A 16774-nucleotide genomic window follows, 5' to 3' on the forward strand; every position below is an offset into this window, starting at 1 on the left:
GGAAGAAGGGATTGGATACCAGCGGTTGGATCGTGCTTGATAAACCGCTTGAGATGACATCCACCCAAGCTGTCGGCAAAATGAAATGGCTGTTTAACGCCAATAAAGCCGGTCACGCCGGCACGCTGGACCCGCTAGCAACTGGTTTGTTGCCCATTGCCTTGGGCGAAGCGACCAAAACAGTGCCATTCATCATGGATGGCGAGAAGGTTTACCGCTTTACGGTCCAGTTTGGTTCAGAGACCAATACCGATGACGGTGAGGGTCATGTGACTGAGACCTCAGACCACAGACCATCAGATGATGAAATAAAAGCACTTTTGCCCCAATTCATGGGCGAGATCATGCAAGTGCCGCCTGCGTTTTCAGCAATCAAAATCGATGGCGAGCGCGCCTATGACCGCGCCCGCGACGGCGAAGAAGTCGTTTTACAAGCCCGTCCGATACAGGTTCATAACCTTGAATTGGTCGAGCGGCCTGATGCGGATACAGCGATTTTAGAGGCTGAATGCGGCAAAGGAACCTATGTACGCGCTTTAGCCCGTGATTTGTCACGTAAATTGGGTACCAGAGGCCATGTTTCGGCACTCAGACGCCTTTGCGTTGGCCCATTTAACGAAGAGGACATGATTTCACTAGCAATGCTAGAGGAATTGCGTCATAAGACACCAGAATTCACCGAAATGGCTTATAACGGCCATTTTGATGATGTGCTCTTGTCTGTTGAGACCGCGCTGGACGACATCCCGGCGGTGGCCATAAGCAAACAAGACGCGGTACGCCTTAAACAAGGTCAATCCGTATTGCTTCGCGGACGCGATGCACCTTTGATTACCGACACTGTGAGCGTCACATCAGAAGGACTTCTGATTGCTCTAGGTGAAGTTGATAAGGGCATGTTGAAACCGAAGCGGATATTCAATCTCGCCCATTAAGGGCCAATTTATAGGAGTACCCGATGTCGATTGAAGCAGACCGCAAAGCGGAACTTATCAAAGAATATGCCACTAAAGACGGCGACACTGGCTCACCAGAAGTACAGGTTGCTATTCTATCTGAGCGTATCAATAATTTGACTGGCCACTTTAAAGACCACGGCAAAGACAATCACTCTCGCCGCGGCCTTTTGAAAATGGTTAGCCAGCGTCGTCGTCTCCTCGACTACGTAAAGAAAAAAGATCAAGCGCGTTACGCTGACTTGATTAAACGTCTCGGCCTACGCCGCTAACGTTTTCAATAGGCGGTGCCTCACGGTGCCGCCTTTTGCCTTGATGCTGTGGCATCAATTTTAATGCGGACTGTTCATGGCAGGATTGCCAGTGGCTTTTTCAGTTACCTTTAAAAGCTTCTCGTTGTCTTGCTCATGATCGCCGCGACATTCGCAAAAGAACGCCGAAAGCGTTCAGCCGTTTGCCCATAGGGGGCGCGGTTACATATGAGGACAAAATTTTGTTTGATATTCATGAAGTAGAAATTGATTGGGGCGGACGTCCCCTAAAACTACAAACTGGTAAAGTGGCGCGTCAGGCTGACGGTGCGGTAATCGCAAGCTACGGCGACACTTCAGTTATGGCGACAATCGTTGCTGCTAAAAAGCCAAAACCTGGCCAAGACTTCTTCCCGCTCACAGTGAACTACCAAGAAAAAGCCTATGCGGCTGGTAAAATCCCTGGTGGCTTCTTCAAACGTGAAGGTCGCCCGAGCGAGAACGAAACACTCACTTGTCGCCTGATTGACCGTCCACTTCGTCCGCTTTTTGCTGACGGCTTTAAGTGCGACACACAGGTGATCATCTCCGTTATGTCTTATGACATGGAAAATAACCCAGACGTATTGGCAATGGTTGCAGCTTCTGCCGCCCTTACAATCTCTGGTGTTCCATTCATGGGCCCAATTGGTGGTGCACGCGTTGGTTTCGTTGACGGCGAATACGTCTTGAACCCAACAACCGATGACATGGAAGATTCATCTCTTGATCTTGTTGTTGCTGGTACGGGCGACGCTGTGTTGATGGTTGAATCAGAAGCAAAAGAACTAAGCGAAGAAATCATGCTTGGTGCGGTTGCCTTTGGTCACAAAAACTTCCAGCCAGTAATTGATGCGATCATCAAGCTTGCTGAAACGGCTGCAAAAGCACCACGTGAGCACATTGTTGAAGATCACTCAGAAGTTTACGGCAAAGTGCTTGGACTTGTTGGCGATGATCTAACTGAAGCTTACAAAATCACTGCAAAGCTTGAGCGTAAAGACGCTGTTGATGCGGTGAAAGCGAAAGTTGTTGAAGCCCTTACACCTGCTGAAGGTGAAGAAGGTCCAGACGGCGTATTGCTTGGTGATTTGTTCAAGAAAGCAGAAGCATCTGTTGTTCGCGGCAACATCATCAAAACAAGCTCACGCATCGACGGTCGTTCACTCGACAAAGTTCGTGACATTGTTTCAGAAGTTGGCATTTTGCCACGCACACACGGTTCTGCGCTCTTCACACGCGGTGAAACACAGGCGTTTGTTGTTGCAACACTTGGTACTGCTGATGACGAGCAATTCATCGACAGCTTGGATGGAACACGTAAAGAGAGCTTCTTGCTTCACTACAACTTCCCTCCATTCTCTGTTGGTGAAACTGGTCGTACTGGCTCACCTGGTCGTCGTGAAATCGGTCACGGTAAACTAGCTTGGCGTGCGATCCACCCAATGTTGCCTGAGAACCACGAGTTCCCATACACATTGCGTGTTGTGTCTGAGATTACTGAATCAAATGGTTCATCTTCAATGGCAACAGTTTGTGGTACTTCGCTTGCTCTTATGGACGCTGGTGTACCGCTTAAGAAACCAGTTGCTGGTATCGCAATGGGCTTGATTAAAGAAGGCGACGATTACGCTGTTCTTTCTGACATCCTTGGCGACGAAGATCACCTCGGCGATATGGACTTTAAAGTGGCTGGTACTGCTGACGGTATCACTTCACTTCAAATGGACATTAAGATCGACGGCATCACTGAAGAGATCATGCAGGCAGCTCTAGAGCAAGCCAAGGGCGGTCGTTTGCACATTCTTGATCGTATGACAGACGCCTTGTCTGCATCACGTGACAGCGTTGGCGAATTTGCTCCACGCATCGAAATCATGCAGATCCCAACCGACAAAATCCGTGAAGTGATCGGTACTGGCGGTAAGGTTATCCGTGAGATCGTTGAGAAGACAGGCGCTAAAGTGAACATCGAAGACGATGGCACTGTTAAAGTGGCGTCAAGCGATGGCAAAGCAATTGATGCGGCTGTCACTTGGATCAAGTCGATCACATCAGAGCCTGAAGTTGGCGAAATCTACGAAGGTACTGTTGTGAAAACAGTCGACTTCGGCGCATTCGTGAACTTCTTCGGCGCGAAAGATGGCCTTGTGCATATTTCACAACTGACCAATGGTCGTCCTGAAAAAACAACTGATGTTGTTAAAGAAGGCGAAAAAGTTAAAGTGAAATTGATGGGCTTTGATGAGCGCGGCAAAGTGCGCCTATCAATGAAGGTTGTCGACCAGGAGACTGGTGAAGAAATCAAAAAAGAAGACTAGTAAGACGGCACTTTGCCCTTACTAAGATTTTTTTGAAGATCAAAGGCCGCACATTGTGCGGCCTTTTTTTGTTTCTGGTTTGTGACGATAGGAATACCTTCACTTAATGACCACACGGACACGTGAAAATACGTGGGTTGAGCAAAAGCTTTGAGAGAAACATATTAGGCACAGAGGTTTACCCTGGCCTCGTTAAGGGAAGGTGCCGCTGTTATGCCCCTCAGCACATCTTCCCTAATTATTTCATCTGGTAATTTGACTGGTTAATACACCAAGGTCACAATTAAAATTACGCGGCGAGCTGATTGCTATTTGCGTTCATATCCTGCGCAAAAATAATCAATCCAGCTGGCGTCTCAATCACATATTCGGCAATACCGGCTTTCGAAACTTTGTAGCCGAGCGATTTACCACGCACACCATCGCGAATGCTTTCAATATCACTGACCACCACATAAAGACCTGTTCGGCCTTCAAGGGTATAAGCTACATCTGGACCGTGTTGCTCTTCCACATCATCGCAATCAAGATGCAGCAGGCTTTCAATGCGAACACGATAGGTTGGTTCAAACAAACAAGCCGCATCGGTTAAATCACCACGATTGACCTCACCACCCATCCAAAAGGGAATTACTTTCAAAACAAATGGGTTTGCGAGCGGGTTGATGGGTTCACGCTTTACAAAGGGTTGAAGAGTTGCGTTTGAAAAATGTTCAAGTGGCAAATGCATCGTCATAATTGGCCGTCCCTTCTGATATCCCAAATAGTGTTCGCTGATTCTGGTTTGATATTAACCAAAAATGAGAACAAAACAAGAACATATTTGATTTGATCACGAACTGTTACCAGTACCGCGCAAGAACGTGAACGCAGGTGAACACTTTGTTCATTGGCTTTTGCCTATAAAACCGCCATTTAGTAGAGCAGACAACAAAGGACAGTCTTGTGAAACGTTTGGTCGCAATTACATTGATGTTGAGTTTAGGTGTAGCACAGGGTGCTTTCGCTAATGACAGCAAAGCTTCGTTCTTTTCAAAAGCGGACATTGACAACTCAACGTCACTTAGCAAGCCTGAGTTTAAGACATTCATTAAGTTGCTTGCGAGCTCTGGACATAAAAACGCTGGTTTTGTGAAAAATTTGCGCCTTTACAGGGTTGCTTGGGACCGTGTGAACACGGACCAAAACAATGTCATCACACCGGATGAAATCAATACGGCCAAGTTTACTCAGCACAAGCAATCCGCTGCAGTAAAACTTTACTAGGCTCAACGTCTACTGGTCTTATCTCCAGTAGAACCTCTTTAGCCTCGCAACGTACCACCCGTTGCTTTTTCAACAGCCAGAACAATCTTAGTTGCTACCGCCTCGATATCTTCATCGGTCATCGTTTTATCTGATGGCTGAAGTGTCACGTCGATTGCCAGCGACTTCTTGTCTGCACCTAAGCTATCGCCTTCGAAAATATCGAACAAAGAAACATCGCTAATAAGCTTCTTGTCAGCGCTTTTAGCTGCGCGCAGGACTTTATCTGCTTGCACATCCTTATTGACCACAAAAGCAAAATCACGGTGCAAGGGCTGAAGGTCTGAGATACGCATCGCACCCTTCGTCTTGGTTGCTTTTGAGCGCGGGGCTGGAAGCGCTTGCAGGTTGATTTCAAACCCAACAAGTGGGCCTGCTACATCGAGCTTTTCAAGAAGTGCAGGATGAAACTCACCAAAGTGACCAATGATGTTCTTTGGCCCTTGCTGGATCGTGCCAGAGCGGCCTGGGTGGAAATAATCGGCACCACCAGCCACGATCTGAAAATTATCGATATTGGCACCCAGAGCCGCCAAAACGCCGAGAGCGTCTTCTTTAGCGTCATAAACGCTTACCTCAGCTCCTTTGCCGGTCCAGTGGCGACCACTACCTGAAAGGCCACGGCGAATACCGCTAGCACAGTCATGCTGATCTTCTGGCTTATCGCCTTGGAAAACTTGACCAACCTCAAACAACGCCACATCACCGAGACCACGGTCTGCGTTGCGTTGTGCGGCCAGCATCAAGCCCGGCAACAGGCTTGGGCGCATATCAGAAAGATCGCTGGAGATTGGGTTTGCTAGTTTCAGGCTCGCATCACCGCCACCAAATAGCTTGGCTTCAGTCTCTGAAATAAAGGACCACGTCATCGCTTCCAACATACCGCGCCCTGCAAGGGTGCGTTTTGCTGTGCGGTTGCGGTTTTGCGAAAGGGTTAGTTTCGCAGAACCAATCACCGACATAGGCGGCAATGGTGTCGATGGCACTTCGTTGATGCCAAAAATACGAACAACCTCTTCCACCAAATCAGCCGTGCCGAAAATATCAGGACGATAGCTTGGAACAGCAACCTTAAAATCTGGCGCTTGGCCTGAGACCCAGAAGCCGAGCAATTCTAAAATTGCTTTAATCTCACGCGGTTCAGGGTCGATCCCGCCAAGGCGTTTTACTTCCGTTGTTGGGAATTCGATGATTTGATCAACATCTGGCACTTGCCCTGCAATGTGCAGATTGCTTGCTTCACCACCACAAATATCAAGCACATATTGGGTTGCTTCTTCGAGGCCTTCAATCATGAAGTTTGGATCAACACCGCGCTCAAAACGGTAGCGCGCATCTGTGTTAACACCAAGCTTGCGGCCTGTGCGGGCAATTTGCATTGGGTCCCAAAGGGCTGATTCAATCAGCACATTGGTCGTATCAGCTTCAGAACCTGAAACAACACCGCCAACAACACCGGCCAGCGATTCAACACCGTTATCATCCGCGATCACACCCATGGTTTCATCAAGCGTGTAAGTCTTGTCATTGAGCGCTTCCAGCTCTTCGCCCTCTTTCGCAGAACGAATGACGAGATTGCCGTGCACTTTGTCCGCATCAAACACGTGCAGCGGACGACCGCGATCAAACGTCATGTAGTTGGTGATGTCTACCAGTGCGTTGATTGGGCGAAGACCAATGGCACGAAGACGGCTTTGCATCCATTCAGGCGACGGGCTGTTCTTAACGCCCGTTACTTGGCGCAAACCAAATGCTGGACAGAAATCTGGATTTTGAATATCAACGCTTACAGGGCAAGCACCATTACCGCGCACGCTTGGTACGGCTTTGTTTTTGAGCTTACCAAGACCAGCTGCCGCAAGATCGCGGGCAATACCATAAACACCCAAAACATCAGGGCGGTTTGGCGTAACGCCGATCTCAATCACCGGATCATCCATATCAGCCCACACAGCATAGGCTTCACCCACAGGCGCATCTTCTGGCAGATCGAGAATACCGTCGTGATCTTCAGATACTTCAAGCTCTTTGCCTGAACACATCATGCCACGGCTTTCAACGCCACGGATTTTGCCGACAGAAAGCGTAATATCAAGGCCTGGCACATAGTCACCCGGCAAACCCAAAACGCCCTTCATGCCCGCGCGCGCGTTTGGCGCACCGCAGACCACTTGGAATGGCTCGCCAGAGCCGTTATCAACCTTCAAAACACGAAGGCGGTCCGCATCAGGGTGTTGTTCTGCTTCAAGCACATGAGCAATTTTGAACGCTGCCAATCTTTTTGCAGGATCGTCCACATCTTCGACTTCAAGGCCGATCAATGTCAGTGTTTCAAGAAGCTGTTCAAGCGATACATCAAAGTCGAGATAATCGCGGAGCCAGGAGACTGTGAATTTCATTTCTCTATCTTTCTACGCGTTATCTTAAGAGCTAAGGCCGCCAACAAGGCTTGGAATATCAATTGGGCGGAAGCCGTAATGTTTGATCCAACGGGCATCTGCGTCAAAGAACGCACGCAAATCTGGTGCGCCGTATTTCAACATGGCAAGGCGGTCGATACCGACGCCGAACGCGAAGCCTGAGTATTTTTCAGGATCAACACCGCCGTGCTTCAAAACATTAGGGTGAACCATGCCAGAGCCGAGGATTTCCATCCAGCCATCGCCCTCACCTATTTTCACTTCGCCGTCGCCAAATTTGCATTGAACATCAACTTCCATGCTTGGCTCAGTAAACGGAAAGAAGCTTGGACGCAGGCGTAGTTTCAATGTTGGTACTTCAAAGAAGGTTTTGCAAAACTCTTCCAAGGTCCACTTAAGGTGGCCCATGTGAATGTCTTCACCAACCACAAGGCCTTCCACTTGGTGGAACATTGGCGTATGGGTTTGATCTGAATCTTGGCGATAGGTGCGGCCAGGAATGATCACGCGGATTGGTGGTTCTTTTTCTTCCATCGTGTGGATTTGAACGGGTGATGTATGCGTGCGCAGCAAAAGGCGCTCGCCATCTTCCTTCTCATTGAAGAAGAACGTGTCGTGCATTTCACGGGCTGGGTGGCCTTCAGGAAAGTTCAACGCGGTAAAATTATAATAATCAGTCTCAATGTCAGGACCATCGGCCACACCAAAACCCATATCGGCAAAAATAGCGGTGATCTCATCGATCACTTGGGTCACTGGGTGGATACGCCCGTCCGACAAAGGGTCAGCACGGTTAGGCAAGGTTACATCAACAGTCTCGCTTGCAAGACGCTCACCGAGAGCTGCTTCTTTCAAGATCTCTTTGCGGGCAGCGATGCTGTCACCGATGCGAACCTTGAGCCCGTTAAGCGCTGGCCCCATCACTTGGCGCTCTTCCGGTGTCATCTTGCCGAGGGTCTTCATCTTCTCGGAAATCGACCCTTTTTTACCCAAACTCGCAACGCGGATATCTTCAAGTACGGCCTCATTGGCGGCACCTTCGATTTGAGCGCTAATCTCGCTCTCTAATTGATCAAGTTCGGACATGGAAATTTCCTGATAAATGGGTCTCGCGCGTTTTACCAGATCAGAGCGTAAGGTCCAGACTTTAAGCCTGATTTTCTGGGTTTTCAGTGGCTCCCAGCTGAATAACACATTTGCCGAGCTGGGGTCATCGCTATAATTTGTGAGAATGCACTTTATATGCGGGAAAAAGCAGGGCAAAAATAAAGCCCGCCTGCATTAAACAGACGGGCTTTATCGAAATTCGTTTTGTCGCTCGATTAAGCAGCAAGTGCCTTTTGAGCTTCTTCAACCAAGCCCTTGAAAGCTTCTGGCTGAGTGATCGCGAGATCAGATAGAACTTTGCGGTCAACATCGATGTTGGCTTTGCTCAAGCCATTCATGAAGCTGCCATATGTCATTTCGCTGTCTGTATGTAGACGAACAGCAGCATTGATGCGCTGGATCCACAATGAGCGGAATTGACGTTTTCTGACTTTCCGGTCGCGGTAAGCGTATTGTGCTGCTTTTTCGACAGCTTGCTTTGCAACTTTAATTGTCCGTGAGCGTGCGCCGTAATAGCCTTTAGCGGCTTTTAGGACTTTTTTGTGTTTGGCGTGAGAAGTCACACCGCGTTTTACACGTGCCATTTTCTTATTCTCCTAATCCGTTACTAGCCGTTTGGCATAAATTTTTTCACAATGCGTGCATCTGGTTCTGAAAGAACCGTCGTGCCGCGTGCATTGCGGAGGAACGTATTAGAGCGTTTGATCATGCCGTGACGTTTGCCAGCTTGGCCCGCTTTGATCTTGCCATTCGCGGTGATCTTAAAGCGCTTTTTAGCGCCTGATTTAGTCTTCATCTTGGGCATTTTGCTTGTCCTTCTATGCATATTCCAAATGCCGGAAACCGACCAAGGAACTGCTGTTTTTCGTGTTAAGCGTTTAGAGTAGCCACGGCATGCCCGTCTTAATCCAGATAGATCAAAAACCGCCGGGTCACTCAACGATGCGCGCTTATACGGTCTACGGCGATAAATTGCAAGCGTTTGAAGAAGATTAGCCTCACGCAATCTCACGGTATATTTAGCAGTGTAACACTTGCCATACTATACAAGGTAAGATCATAAAGTTGCTGCACGCACTTTGTTGCGGTCGAGGGGGAATTACGTTTGCTAAAAACTGCCAAAACTTTGCTTGTTTCAAGCCTTTTCACGCTCACGGCTGGCCTTTCATCTGCGCCTGCTCAGTCCTTAGCCGACCCTGATCTTTTGATTATTGGCGATTCACAAATTTTGTTTCGTGGAGGTCCTGCTTATGTCGACCATTTCAGCAAGCTTGCTGAAACATGCAGCGCGCTGATACCAGAACGCGCGGCAGATTTTAAATCGCATTTTTCAGGTGATGTTGGCGTTGCTGGCGTTAGGGCCGCAGCGATAAATTCATGGTTGGCACGAGAAGGGGAACACAAAGACGCACTTTGCGTACCGCAAAAAAGCTGGCCGAAGAATACCCGTGGTTTTGGGACGCTGCATACGCCAGACCAAAAGTTTCACCAAACCGCAAGGGATGGCAACTACCCACTTTGCCAACCAAATCAATCACCAGTAGAAACCCTGTTTAAAGATATTGCGATCAAACCCAAGTTGCTCGTTTTCTCAATGTTGGGTGGCTACTCTAAAAAGTGGGCAAAAGATAAAGCACTCGCCGATAAAGATGCGAGCAATCTTGCGGCTCAAATACCTAAGAACACACCTTGCCTCTATCTCACAACGGCGCCAAGTTTTGCAGAAAAACCAAATGCCGAGCGACTTGAAGGGCAAAACCATTTCTTTACCGGCATTCATAAAACGCGCGGTGCGTGTCTTCCTGTGAAAGGGCTAACTGACGAGACCATTTCCGCGTTTCAAGGCAATAACAAATTTTATAAAACCCGAGACGACGGCACGGTGCGCGATGTTTTTCATCCTAATGATTTGGGTGTCAGAACATTTTTGAACAAAGTTTCTCCCGCCATGTGTCGCGCGCTTGTCACTATCATCGACCGCAACCAAACCGCTGCGTTAAAAACCAATCAGGCAAAAAAATAACTGGCTCTCTATTTAACAAGAGAACCAGTTATCTAATTTCATAATGCCGATTGATTATTTATTGGCAGTTGGTGCCAACACCATAATCATTTGACGGCCTTCAAGCTTCGGCTCAAATTCGACCTTAGCGATCTCAGCAGTCTCTGCTTTGACCTTTTGAAGCAACTCCATGCCGAGTTCTTGGTGAGCCATTTCACGACCACGGAACCGCAGCGTTACTTTCACTTTGTCACCTTGACCAAAGAATTTCAAAATAGCACGCATTTTGACTTCATAGTCATGCGTGTCGATATTCGGGCGCATCTTAATTTCTTTGACGTCAACCGTCTTTTGCTTCTTGCGCGCTTCGGCAGCTTTTTTCTGCTTTTGAAATTTCAGCTTGCCGTAGTCCAGGATTTTACAGACTGGCATTCCTTGACCCGCATTGATCTCTACAAGATCAAGGCCCGCTTCCGCGGCCATATCTAGCGCGTCTTCAATTGATGTTTCACCGACGTTTTCACCTTCGGCGTCTATCAGTTGTACGGCTGGGACACGAATGTCCCCATTGATGCGTGGTCCGTCTTTCTTAGGCTCTTGCCCTCTATGTGGTCTGCGAATTGTCCTGAACTCCTATAATATTATCGATAACGCTCATATATGTGCGATGCGCCAAGTTTACACCTTTTAGCGTAAAGTCAATAGAAATCCTTGAAAACGGGCCTTTTCAACCCATCAAACTGCGATAAACGGTAAGCGTTTTATCAATCATATGCTCTTTGGTAAAATTTCGCTGAATATGAGCGCGCCCACGTGCGCCCATCGCATCGCGATTTGATGGTGAAAGAGAGGTAATTGCTCCTATTGCAGCAGCGAGCGCCTCAACATCGCCAACCGGTACTTTTAGGCCCGTTTTCTCGTCTTCATCGCATCGGGGCGGCGCTAAAATCGTCTCTGTTGCCCCGCCATGATCAAAGGCAATAACGGGCAATCCAGCAGCTGAGGCTTCGGCAACGGATCTACCAAACGCTTCAGGCTTCGTAGACGGCACAATGGCAAGATCGCACACACTCAAGGCCAACGGCACATTATCAACATGACCCACAAGCGAGAAATTATCCATCATCGCGGCTTCAACGATCGCTGAACGAACTCGCGCTAAATACGTTTCGCTTTGCGCACTGCCTGCAAAAACAAAATGCGGCAATTCACCGCCCTTTTCGCGAATTTTGCGCGCGGCACGAATGGCAAGCAGATGCCCTTTCCAATCTGTCAAACGGGCAAGCAGCATGACAATCGGCTTATCTACGGGCAAATGCCACTTCTGACGCAATTCTGCTTGGGCTTGCTTGGAAATATTTGATGCATCAAACAGGTCCATATCAGTACCACGATGGACAATATGGATATCTTCATCCGCTAACTGGTAGCGCTCTTTGATCAGGGACGCCGTATAGGTAGAATTTGCAATGACCGCATCACCAGCCACCATCACAGAATTATACCAGCGCTTAAGCGCGCTCTTTTCCGAATAGATACCGTGATATGTCGTGAGGAAGGGAAGGCTAAGTTTGCGTGCTGCACCAAGGGCTGGGAAGGCTGGTGCACGGGAGCGGGCATGAATTAAATCCACCCCCTCTTGCTTACACAAAGAAACAAGTGCCCATTTGTTGGTGAGATGCCGATCCAACCGAAACTTTGCATCAAGCGGTAGGGTAAAATGAGTGCCGCCATTGTCTTCGACTTTTTGAACAAGCCCACCACCAGCACTTGCCACCAGCGCACGCCCGCCCGCATCCACGATGCCGCGCGTCATATCCACAACAGTACGCTCCGCGCCGCCAGTTTTTAGCGTCGGTAGAATTTGCAAAATGGTCTTGCCATCAAGTTCAGGCATGTCACTGTGTTCTGGTTATTTAACTTCGGGTTTAACCCATAAACGAGCGTTCTCAGTGAGCCAAGACAAATTACAAATTGAGAAGGTCGATGTTCAAGGTCGATCCATTGCAGTGCAGAGTGAAGACGGTGAAAATCCGGGGCTATTCTGGCTAAGCGGCTTTAAATCTTCCATGCAAGGTCAAAAGGCTCAAGCCATCGCAAAATGGGCGAAGGCACGGGGGCAGTCCTGCACATTGATGGATTATTCAGGCCACGGTCTTTCAAGTGGTGCTTTTGAAGACGGCACGATTTCTGATTGGCTGGAAGAAGCCTGTTTCATCTTTGAAACCAAGACAAATGGTCCGCAAATTATTGTCGGCTCCTCAATGGGCGGATGGCTGGCGCTTCTTCTGGCGGCACGCATGAAGAACCGCGTCGGCGGCATAGTACTTATCGCGCCTGCATGGGATATGAGCGAAAAGCTGATGTGGGAGAGGTTCCCGCCAGAACTCCAAAAGGAAGTAATTGAGAAGGGGTTTTATATGCGTCCTTCTTCTTATGAGGATGGCGATTATAAGATCACGTTGAAACTCATTGAAGATGGCCGCAAACACCTGATCGGCGATGCGCCGCTCCACCTTGGTTGTCCCGTTCACATTCTGCATGGTCGACAAGATACGGATGTTGCGTGGGAACATGGCCACGCACTCATCAATCTCTTGCCGCATGATGATGTCAATTTCACGCTTGTTCCAGATGGCGATCACCGCCTTTCGCGTGAACAAGATCTCGCATTATTGGAGCGGACAATCGAAAAACTATCGGCCACCATCAACGGTGACTAGCTGAGTTTCTTTTCTTTCGCCAAAATCGACAAGGCGACACCGCCCAAAATACAAATTGTTGCGATCATAAAGCGTTGCGTGAGCGGCTCGCCGAGAATGGCGATGCCGAAGAATGTCGCAATCACAGGCACGGTCAGTTGCAAGATCGCGGCTTTATTGGCGGTCAGCCCCTTAAGCGTCACATACCAAAGCGCATAGCCGAGAGCAGATGTAATAGCCCCTGACGCGATGGCCAAAACGACGCCGTGATATTCCAGTTTTTGCTGGCTTAAAAAGATCAATACCAAGACAACACCAAGCGGCACGCTCCAAATGAAATTGCGAGCGGTTGCCCGCAACGGGTCAGATAAGCCTTTGCCCTTGAGAGAATAGACACCCCATGCAATGCCCGCGATGGCCATTAAGACAGCGCCCAACGGATCCGGTGCTTTTAATCCAGGAGACACTAGATAAACAAAACCGCTAATGGCCAAAACAATGCCGATCCAAGCTTGAATGCTTGGTCTTTCGCCAGAAAAAAGCCCCCAACCAATCATGGTCGCTTGCACGCAGGCAAAAAGGATCAGTGCACCAACACCCGTATCAAGAGTGATATAAGCAAATGAGAAGAAAGCGGCATACACAAAGAGAGCTGCAGCCATCACACCTGTGCCCGACATTAAAGGCGGCGGGGTCAAGTCTTTCTTAAAACCACCGCGTAACGCCACCAGCACGAAAAGCATGATCGCACCCGATGTCAGCCGGATTGCCGTATAACTTGCAGGATCAATCGCATCTGCTGACAAAGCCAAACGGCCAAAAACCGAGTTCAAGGCGAAGGCCGTCATGGTGACAATCGAGAAAATAACGGTTTTGGTCAAAGAAGGTGCCATTACATCATCGCTTTCAAAGGGGTTTGTTTATCCCAAGTCTTATCATCCCAAAGCGCTGTCAGCGCCTTTCGATAATTTGGAAATTCTAACTCTATACCCAAACCTTCAGCAAGCCGCCCGTTCGATACGCGCTTGGTTTCGCCATAAAAAGATCGGCCCATCGGCGATAAATCCGCCTCATCAAATGGAACATCTGGCGGCACATCCACGCCCATCATGTTGGCTGCAAATTCAACGACATCTTGCGGCGGGGCTGGCTCATTGTCAGCACCGTTGAAGATGCCACCAGCTTTTTGATGCGCCATTGCTTCCGTCATCGCTCCAATATCTGACACATGAATGCGGTTGAACACTTGACCAGGCTTAATGATCCGCCGTGCAATGCCCTTTTTAAAATTCATGAAAGTGTTACGACCGGGCCCGTAAATGCCAGCCAAGCGAACAAGGGCAACGGGAACATCAAGCTGCTCACCGAGTGCTGCCCATTGGCCTTCTGCTTTCACCCGTTCTTTTGAACGTTTGCTAACAGGCCGCAGTTCTCCTGCCTCATCCACCCAAGCCCCTTGATGATCACCATAAACGCCAACGGTTGAATAATAGCCGATCCATTGCAGCGCCTTGCTTGCTGCTATGTCATTTTGGTGATGGGCAAGCACGGGGTCATCATCACCGGGACTGATGGACATGAGAATATGGGTTGCCTCTTGCAAGTCTGCCCGCATTTGCTCATTGCCAGCTTCTTCACCAGAAAATATGTGCGCGCGAATGCCTGCAGAGCGAATGGTTTCTGCCTTTTCTTCGCTCCGGCACGTGGCCGCTACCCAGCCGCCATTATTGAAGCACGAAGGGCCTAGCCGATTAACCGCTGCCGTCGCAGAAAAGCCAAGACCAAAGACAAACAGCTTCATGCATTTTCCCATTCTTCAAGAACCATCACATCGTGCTCGGCCAACATATGTTGTTTTGCCAGCGCATCAAATGCGTCATTTATCAAAAGTTTGCGAAGCGCCCAAACTGCCATCGCCCGCACAAGAGGCGCTTCATCATTGAGAAGCGTTTCTGCGTCTTTTGCAAGTTCTGAATCGCCTGAATTACCTATTGCAATCAACACATTAGAGATAAACTTATTGCGTCCAATCCTTTTGACTGGAGAACCTGAGAAAAAAGCACGAAACGCCGCATCATCAAGCTTTGAAAGCTCAGACAGTTTCGGGGCCTTCAAATCATCACGTCCTTGCAGTTTTATTTCTTCCGTTTGCTGCGCAAATTTGTTCCACGGACAGACGGCCAAACAATCATCACAGCCATAAATACGATTGCCTATTAAAGGTCTAATCGTCCGGTCTACTAGACCTTTATGCTCAATTGTCAGGTATGAAATACAGCGTCTTGCATCAAGCTGGTAAGGGGCTGGAAAAGCATTGGTTGGGCAAATATCAAGACAGGCACGACAACCACCACAGTGATCACCTTCCGCCTCATCTGGCGCTAAATCTGCCGTCGTAAAAATAGACCCTAAAAAGAACCACGACCCAAGATCACGGCTGACCAAATTGGTGTGCTTGCCCTGCCAACCAAGGCCAGCTGCTTGTGCTAAAGGCTTTTCCATCACGGGCGCTGTATCAACAAAAACTTTGACATCTTCGCCAGATTTTGCAGCCAACCTACCTGCTATCTGCTTGAGACGGCCTTTGATCAGATCATGATAATCACGGTTTCCTGCATAGACCGACAGCGCTGCTCTATCTTTTTGCTCAAGCAAGGTCAGCGGATCGTAGTCCGGTCCATAATTCATCGACAGCATGATGACAGACTTTGCTTCAGGCCAAAGTGCTTGCGGGTTTGAGCGCCAATGAGCGCGCTCTTCCATCCAAGTCATTGTACCGTGGCGCTCTTTATCTAAGAAGGTATCAAGTCGCGCGGGTGCTTTAGCGATGGCGTCGGGCCGCGTAATTTTAACAGACGAAAACCCTAGGTCCAGCGCATCAGAAATAAGCGCGGATTTGAGCTTATCCCCCTTCATGGCGATTAGAAGTCTAGGTCAGCGTAGTGGGAAGACGGTGGCAGACCGCGCAAGCGCTCGGCTAATATTGGCCGGAAAGACGGGCGCGATTTAACGCGACTATACCACGCTCTCGCAACCTCTTCTTCTTCCCATGCAATGTCGCCCGTATAATCCATAACCGATATGGCGGCAGCTGCTGCAAGATCTGCGTAAGAAAGACGAAGGCCGCCTAAATAATTGCGCGTGCTTGCCAGATAAGAAATATAGCGCATATGCGATTTCATATTGGAGCGGGCAGCGCGAATAACCTGACTATCAGGCGCACCGCCTTCATTGCGACGTTCGAGCTTATGCACTTTTTCTTCGCACAAATAACCCGTTGCTTCGCCTTCCATTTTCACCAAGAACCAATACATCAAGCGGCGCACTTCTGCGCGATCTTGCGGATTTTCTGGCATCAAACGATGATCGCGCTGCAAAGGCCCACGGGTCTCATCAAGATATTCAGCAATAACATCATGGCCACAAATTGCAGGGCCATCATCTTCAATCAAAATCGGGATATTGCCAGCCGGATTAATCTGTAACAACGCATCACGGCGTTCCCACGGCTTTGCTTCCGTCATTTCTGCACTTTCACCATATTCAGCTAAGCAAAGACGGATGAAGCGGCTTTGGGCAGAAAAGGGGTAATGAACCAGTCTCAGCATGTTTGTTTTCTGTCTCTTTGAGTAATTCTTCGCGCTGTTACCTTTATCGCAACTCTTTTGTGG

Annotated in this window: 17 protein-coding genes; 6 read left to right on the forward strand and 11 right to left on the reverse strand. The window is 48.8% G+C overall.

The window, feature by feature from the left end; genetic code table 11:
* Positions 1-11 precede the first annotated feature (11 nt).
* The 3 genes from truB to pnp all read left to right on the forward strand — a co-directional run bounded on the left by truB (position 12) and on the right by pnp (position 3567).
* Positions 12-935, forward strand: coding sequence for a tRNA pseudouridine(55) synthase TruB (gene truB / locus ABJO30_03970; protein ID MEP3231963.1), 924 nt, complete (start codon positions 12-14; stop codon positions 933-935).
* 23 nt (positions 936-958) lie between these two features.
* Entirely contained in the window at positions 959-1228 is a 270-nt protein-coding gene (gene rpsO, locus ABJO30_03975) for a 30S ribosomal protein S15 (protein MEP3231964.1), read from the forward strand.
* A gap of 221 nt (positions 1229-1449) precedes the next feature.
* Positions 1450-3567, forward strand: a complete 2118-nt coding sequence (pnp, locus tag ABJO30_03980; GenBank protein ID MEP3231965.1) for a polyribonucleotide nucleotidyltransferase — start codon at positions 1450-1452, stop codon at positions 3565-3567.
* 289 nt (positions 3568-3856) lie between these two features.
* Here pnp and ABJO30_03985 read toward each other — a convergent pair whose 3' ends face one another.
* Positions 3857-4303 (reverse strand): hypothetical protein, encoded by a 447-nt coding sequence (locus ABJO30_03985; GenBank protein ID MEP3231966.1) that lies wholly within the window; start codon positions 4301-4303, stop codon positions 3857-3859.
* Positions 4304-4512: 209 nt separating this feature from the next.
* Between ABJO30_03985 and ABJO30_03990 the strand changes: the two genes are divergently transcribed.
* Positions 4513-4833 (forward strand): hypothetical protein, encoded by a 321-nt coding sequence (locus tag ABJO30_03990; protein ID MEP3231967.1) that lies wholly within the window; start codon positions 4513-4515, stop codon positions 4831-4833.
* A 38-nt stretch (positions 4834-4871) separates the two neighbouring features.
* Here the strand turns inward: ABJO30_03990 and pheT are convergent, their stop codons facing one another.
* The 4 genes from pheT to rpmI form a co-directional block, all read right to left on the reverse strand.
* On the reverse strand, positions 4872-7271 hold the full coding sequence (pheT, locus tag ABJO30_03995) for a phenylalanine--tRNA ligase subunit beta (GenBank protein MEP3231968.1): 2400 nt from the start codon (positions 7269-7271) through the stop codon (positions 4872-4874).
* Between the two features lie 24 nt (positions 7272-7295).
* Positions 7296-8378, reverse strand: a complete 1083-nt coding sequence (gene pheS, locus ABJO30_04000) for a phenylalanine--tRNA ligase subunit alpha (protein ID MEP3231969.1) — start codon at positions 8376-8378, stop codon at positions 7296-7298.
* 236 nt (positions 8379-8614) lie between these two features.
* Entirely contained in the window at positions 8615-8983 is a 369-nt protein-coding gene (rplT, locus tag ABJO30_04005) for a 50S ribosomal protein L20 (GenBank protein MEP3231970.1), read from the reverse strand.
* Between the two features lie 23 nt (positions 8984-9006).
* A complete protein-coding gene (gene rpmI, locus ABJO30_04010; protein ID MEP3231971.1) occupies positions 9007-9204 on the reverse strand; it encodes a 50S ribosomal protein L35 in 198 nt (65 codons plus the stop codon).
* A 300-nt stretch (positions 9205-9504) separates the two neighbouring features.
* On the opposite strand from rpmI, the gene ABJO30_04015 reads away from it, so the two are divergent.
* Positions 9505-10422 carry a hypothetical protein gene (locus tag ABJO30_04015; protein MEP3231972.1) on the forward strand — a complete coding sequence of 306 codons (918 nt, stop codon included), beginning with the start codon at positions 9505-9507 and terminating at the stop codon, positions 10420-10422.
* A 54-nt stretch (positions 10423-10476) separates the two neighbouring features.
* Here the strand turns inward: ABJO30_04015 and infC are convergent, their stop codons facing one another.
* Positions 10477-11022 (reverse strand): translation initiation factor IF-3, encoded by a 546-nt coding sequence (gene infC / locus ABJO30_04020; GenBank protein MEP3231973.1) that lies wholly within the window; start codon positions 11020-11022, stop codon positions 10477-10479.
* Positions 11023-11128: 106 nt separating this feature from the next.
* Positions 11129-12298 carry a glycosyltransferase family 4 protein gene (locus ABJO30_04025; protein ID MEP3231974.1) on the reverse strand — a complete coding sequence of 390 codons (1170 nt, stop codon included), beginning with the start codon at positions 12296-12298 and terminating at the stop codon, positions 11129-11131.
* A 55-nt stretch (positions 12299-12353) separates the two neighbouring features.
* On the opposite strand from ABJO30_04025, the gene ABJO30_04030 reads away from it, so the two are divergent.
* Positions 12354-13124: an alpha/beta hydrolase gene (locus ABJO30_04030; GenBank protein MEP3231975.1), complete on the forward strand. Its 771-nt coding sequence runs from the start codon at positions 12354-12356 to the stop codon at positions 13122-13124.
* Here the strand turns inward: ABJO30_04030 and ABJO30_04035 are convergent.
* Genes ABJO30_04035 through ABJO30_04050 form a run of 4 tightly spaced genes read right to left on the reverse strand, consistent with a single transcriptional unit; the run spans position 13121 to position 16711 of the window.
* A complete protein-coding gene (locus ABJO30_04035) occupies positions 13121-13996 on the reverse strand; it encodes a DMT family transporter (GenBank protein ID MEP3231976.1) in 876 nt (291 codons plus the stop codon). The genes ABJO30_04030 and ABJO30_04035 overlap by 4 nt on opposite strands.
* The gene (locus tag ABJO30_04040) at positions 13996-14904 is read right to left on the reverse strand and encodes an NAD(P)-dependent oxidoreductase (protein ID MEP3231977.1); all 909 of its coding nucleotides are present in this window, start codon (positions 14902-14904) and stop codon (positions 13996-13998) included. Before ABJO30_04040 ends, ABJO30_04035 begins: the two co-directional genes overlap by 1 nt.
* Positions 14901-16019, reverse strand: coding sequence for a tRNA epoxyqueuosine(34) reductase QueG (queG, locus tag ABJO30_04045; GenBank protein ID MEP3231978.1), 1119 nt, complete (start codon positions 16017-16019; stop codon positions 14901-14903). The genes ABJO30_04040 and queG overlap by 4 nt, the downstream gene beginning before the upstream one ends.
* Positions 16020-16024: 5 nt before the next feature.
* Positions 16025-16711 (reverse strand): glutathione S-transferase family protein, encoded by a 687-nt coding sequence (locus tag ABJO30_04050; protein MEP3231979.1) that lies wholly within the window; start codon positions 16709-16711, stop codon positions 16025-16027.
* Positions 16712-16774 lie beyond the last annotated feature (63 nt).

Source organism: Hyphomicrobiales bacterium (assembly GCA_039973685.1).
In the GTDB taxonomy this organism is placed as follows: domain Bacteria; phylum Pseudomonadota; class Alphaproteobacteria; order Rhizobiales; family JACESI01; genus JACESI01.

Bases quoted from the DNA above. Each gene is read 5' to 3' on its own strand.
- rpsO (MEP3231964.1), top strand. From the start codon at position 959: ATGTCGATTGAAGCAGACCGCAAAGCGGAACTTATCAAAGAATATGCC.
- ABJO30_03985 (MEP3231966.1), bottom strand. From the start codon at position 4,303: ATGACGATGCATTTGCCACTTGAACATTTTTCAAACGCAACTCTTCAA.
- pheT (MEP3231968.1), bottom strand. From the start codon at position 7,271: ATGAAATTCACAGTCTCCTGGCTCCGCGATTATCTCGACTTTGATGTA.
- pheS (MEP3231969.1), bottom strand. From the start codon at position 8,378: ATGTCCGAACTTGATCAATTAGAGAGCGAGATTAGCGCTCAAATCGAA.
- rplT (MEP3231970.1), bottom strand. From the start codon at position 8,983: ATGGCACGTGTAAAACGCGGTGTGACTTCTCACGCCAAACACAAAAAA.
- rpmI (MEP3231971.1), bottom strand. From the start codon at position 9,204: ATGCCCAAGATGAAGACTAAATCAGGCGCTAAAAAGCGCTTTAAGATC.
- ABJO30_04025 (MEP3231974.1), bottom strand. From the start codon at position 12,298: ATGCCTGAACTTGATGGCAAGACCATTTTGCAAATTCTACCGACGCTA.
- ABJO30_04035 (MEP3231976.1), bottom strand. From the start codon at position 13,996: ATGGCACCTTCTTTGACCAAAACCGTTATTTTCTCGATTGTCACCATG.
- ABJO30_04040 (MEP3231977.1), bottom strand. From the start codon at position 14,904: ATGAAGCTGTTTGTCTTTGGTCTTGGCTTTTCTGCGACGGCAGCGGTT.
- queG (MEP3231978.1), bottom strand. From the start codon at position 16,019: ATGAAGGGGGATAAGCTCAAATCCGCGCTTATTTCTGATGCGCTGGAC.
- ABJO30_04050 (MEP3231979.1), bottom strand. From the start codon at position 16,711: ATGCTGAGACTGGTTCATTACCCCTTTTCTGCCCAAAGCCGCTTCATC.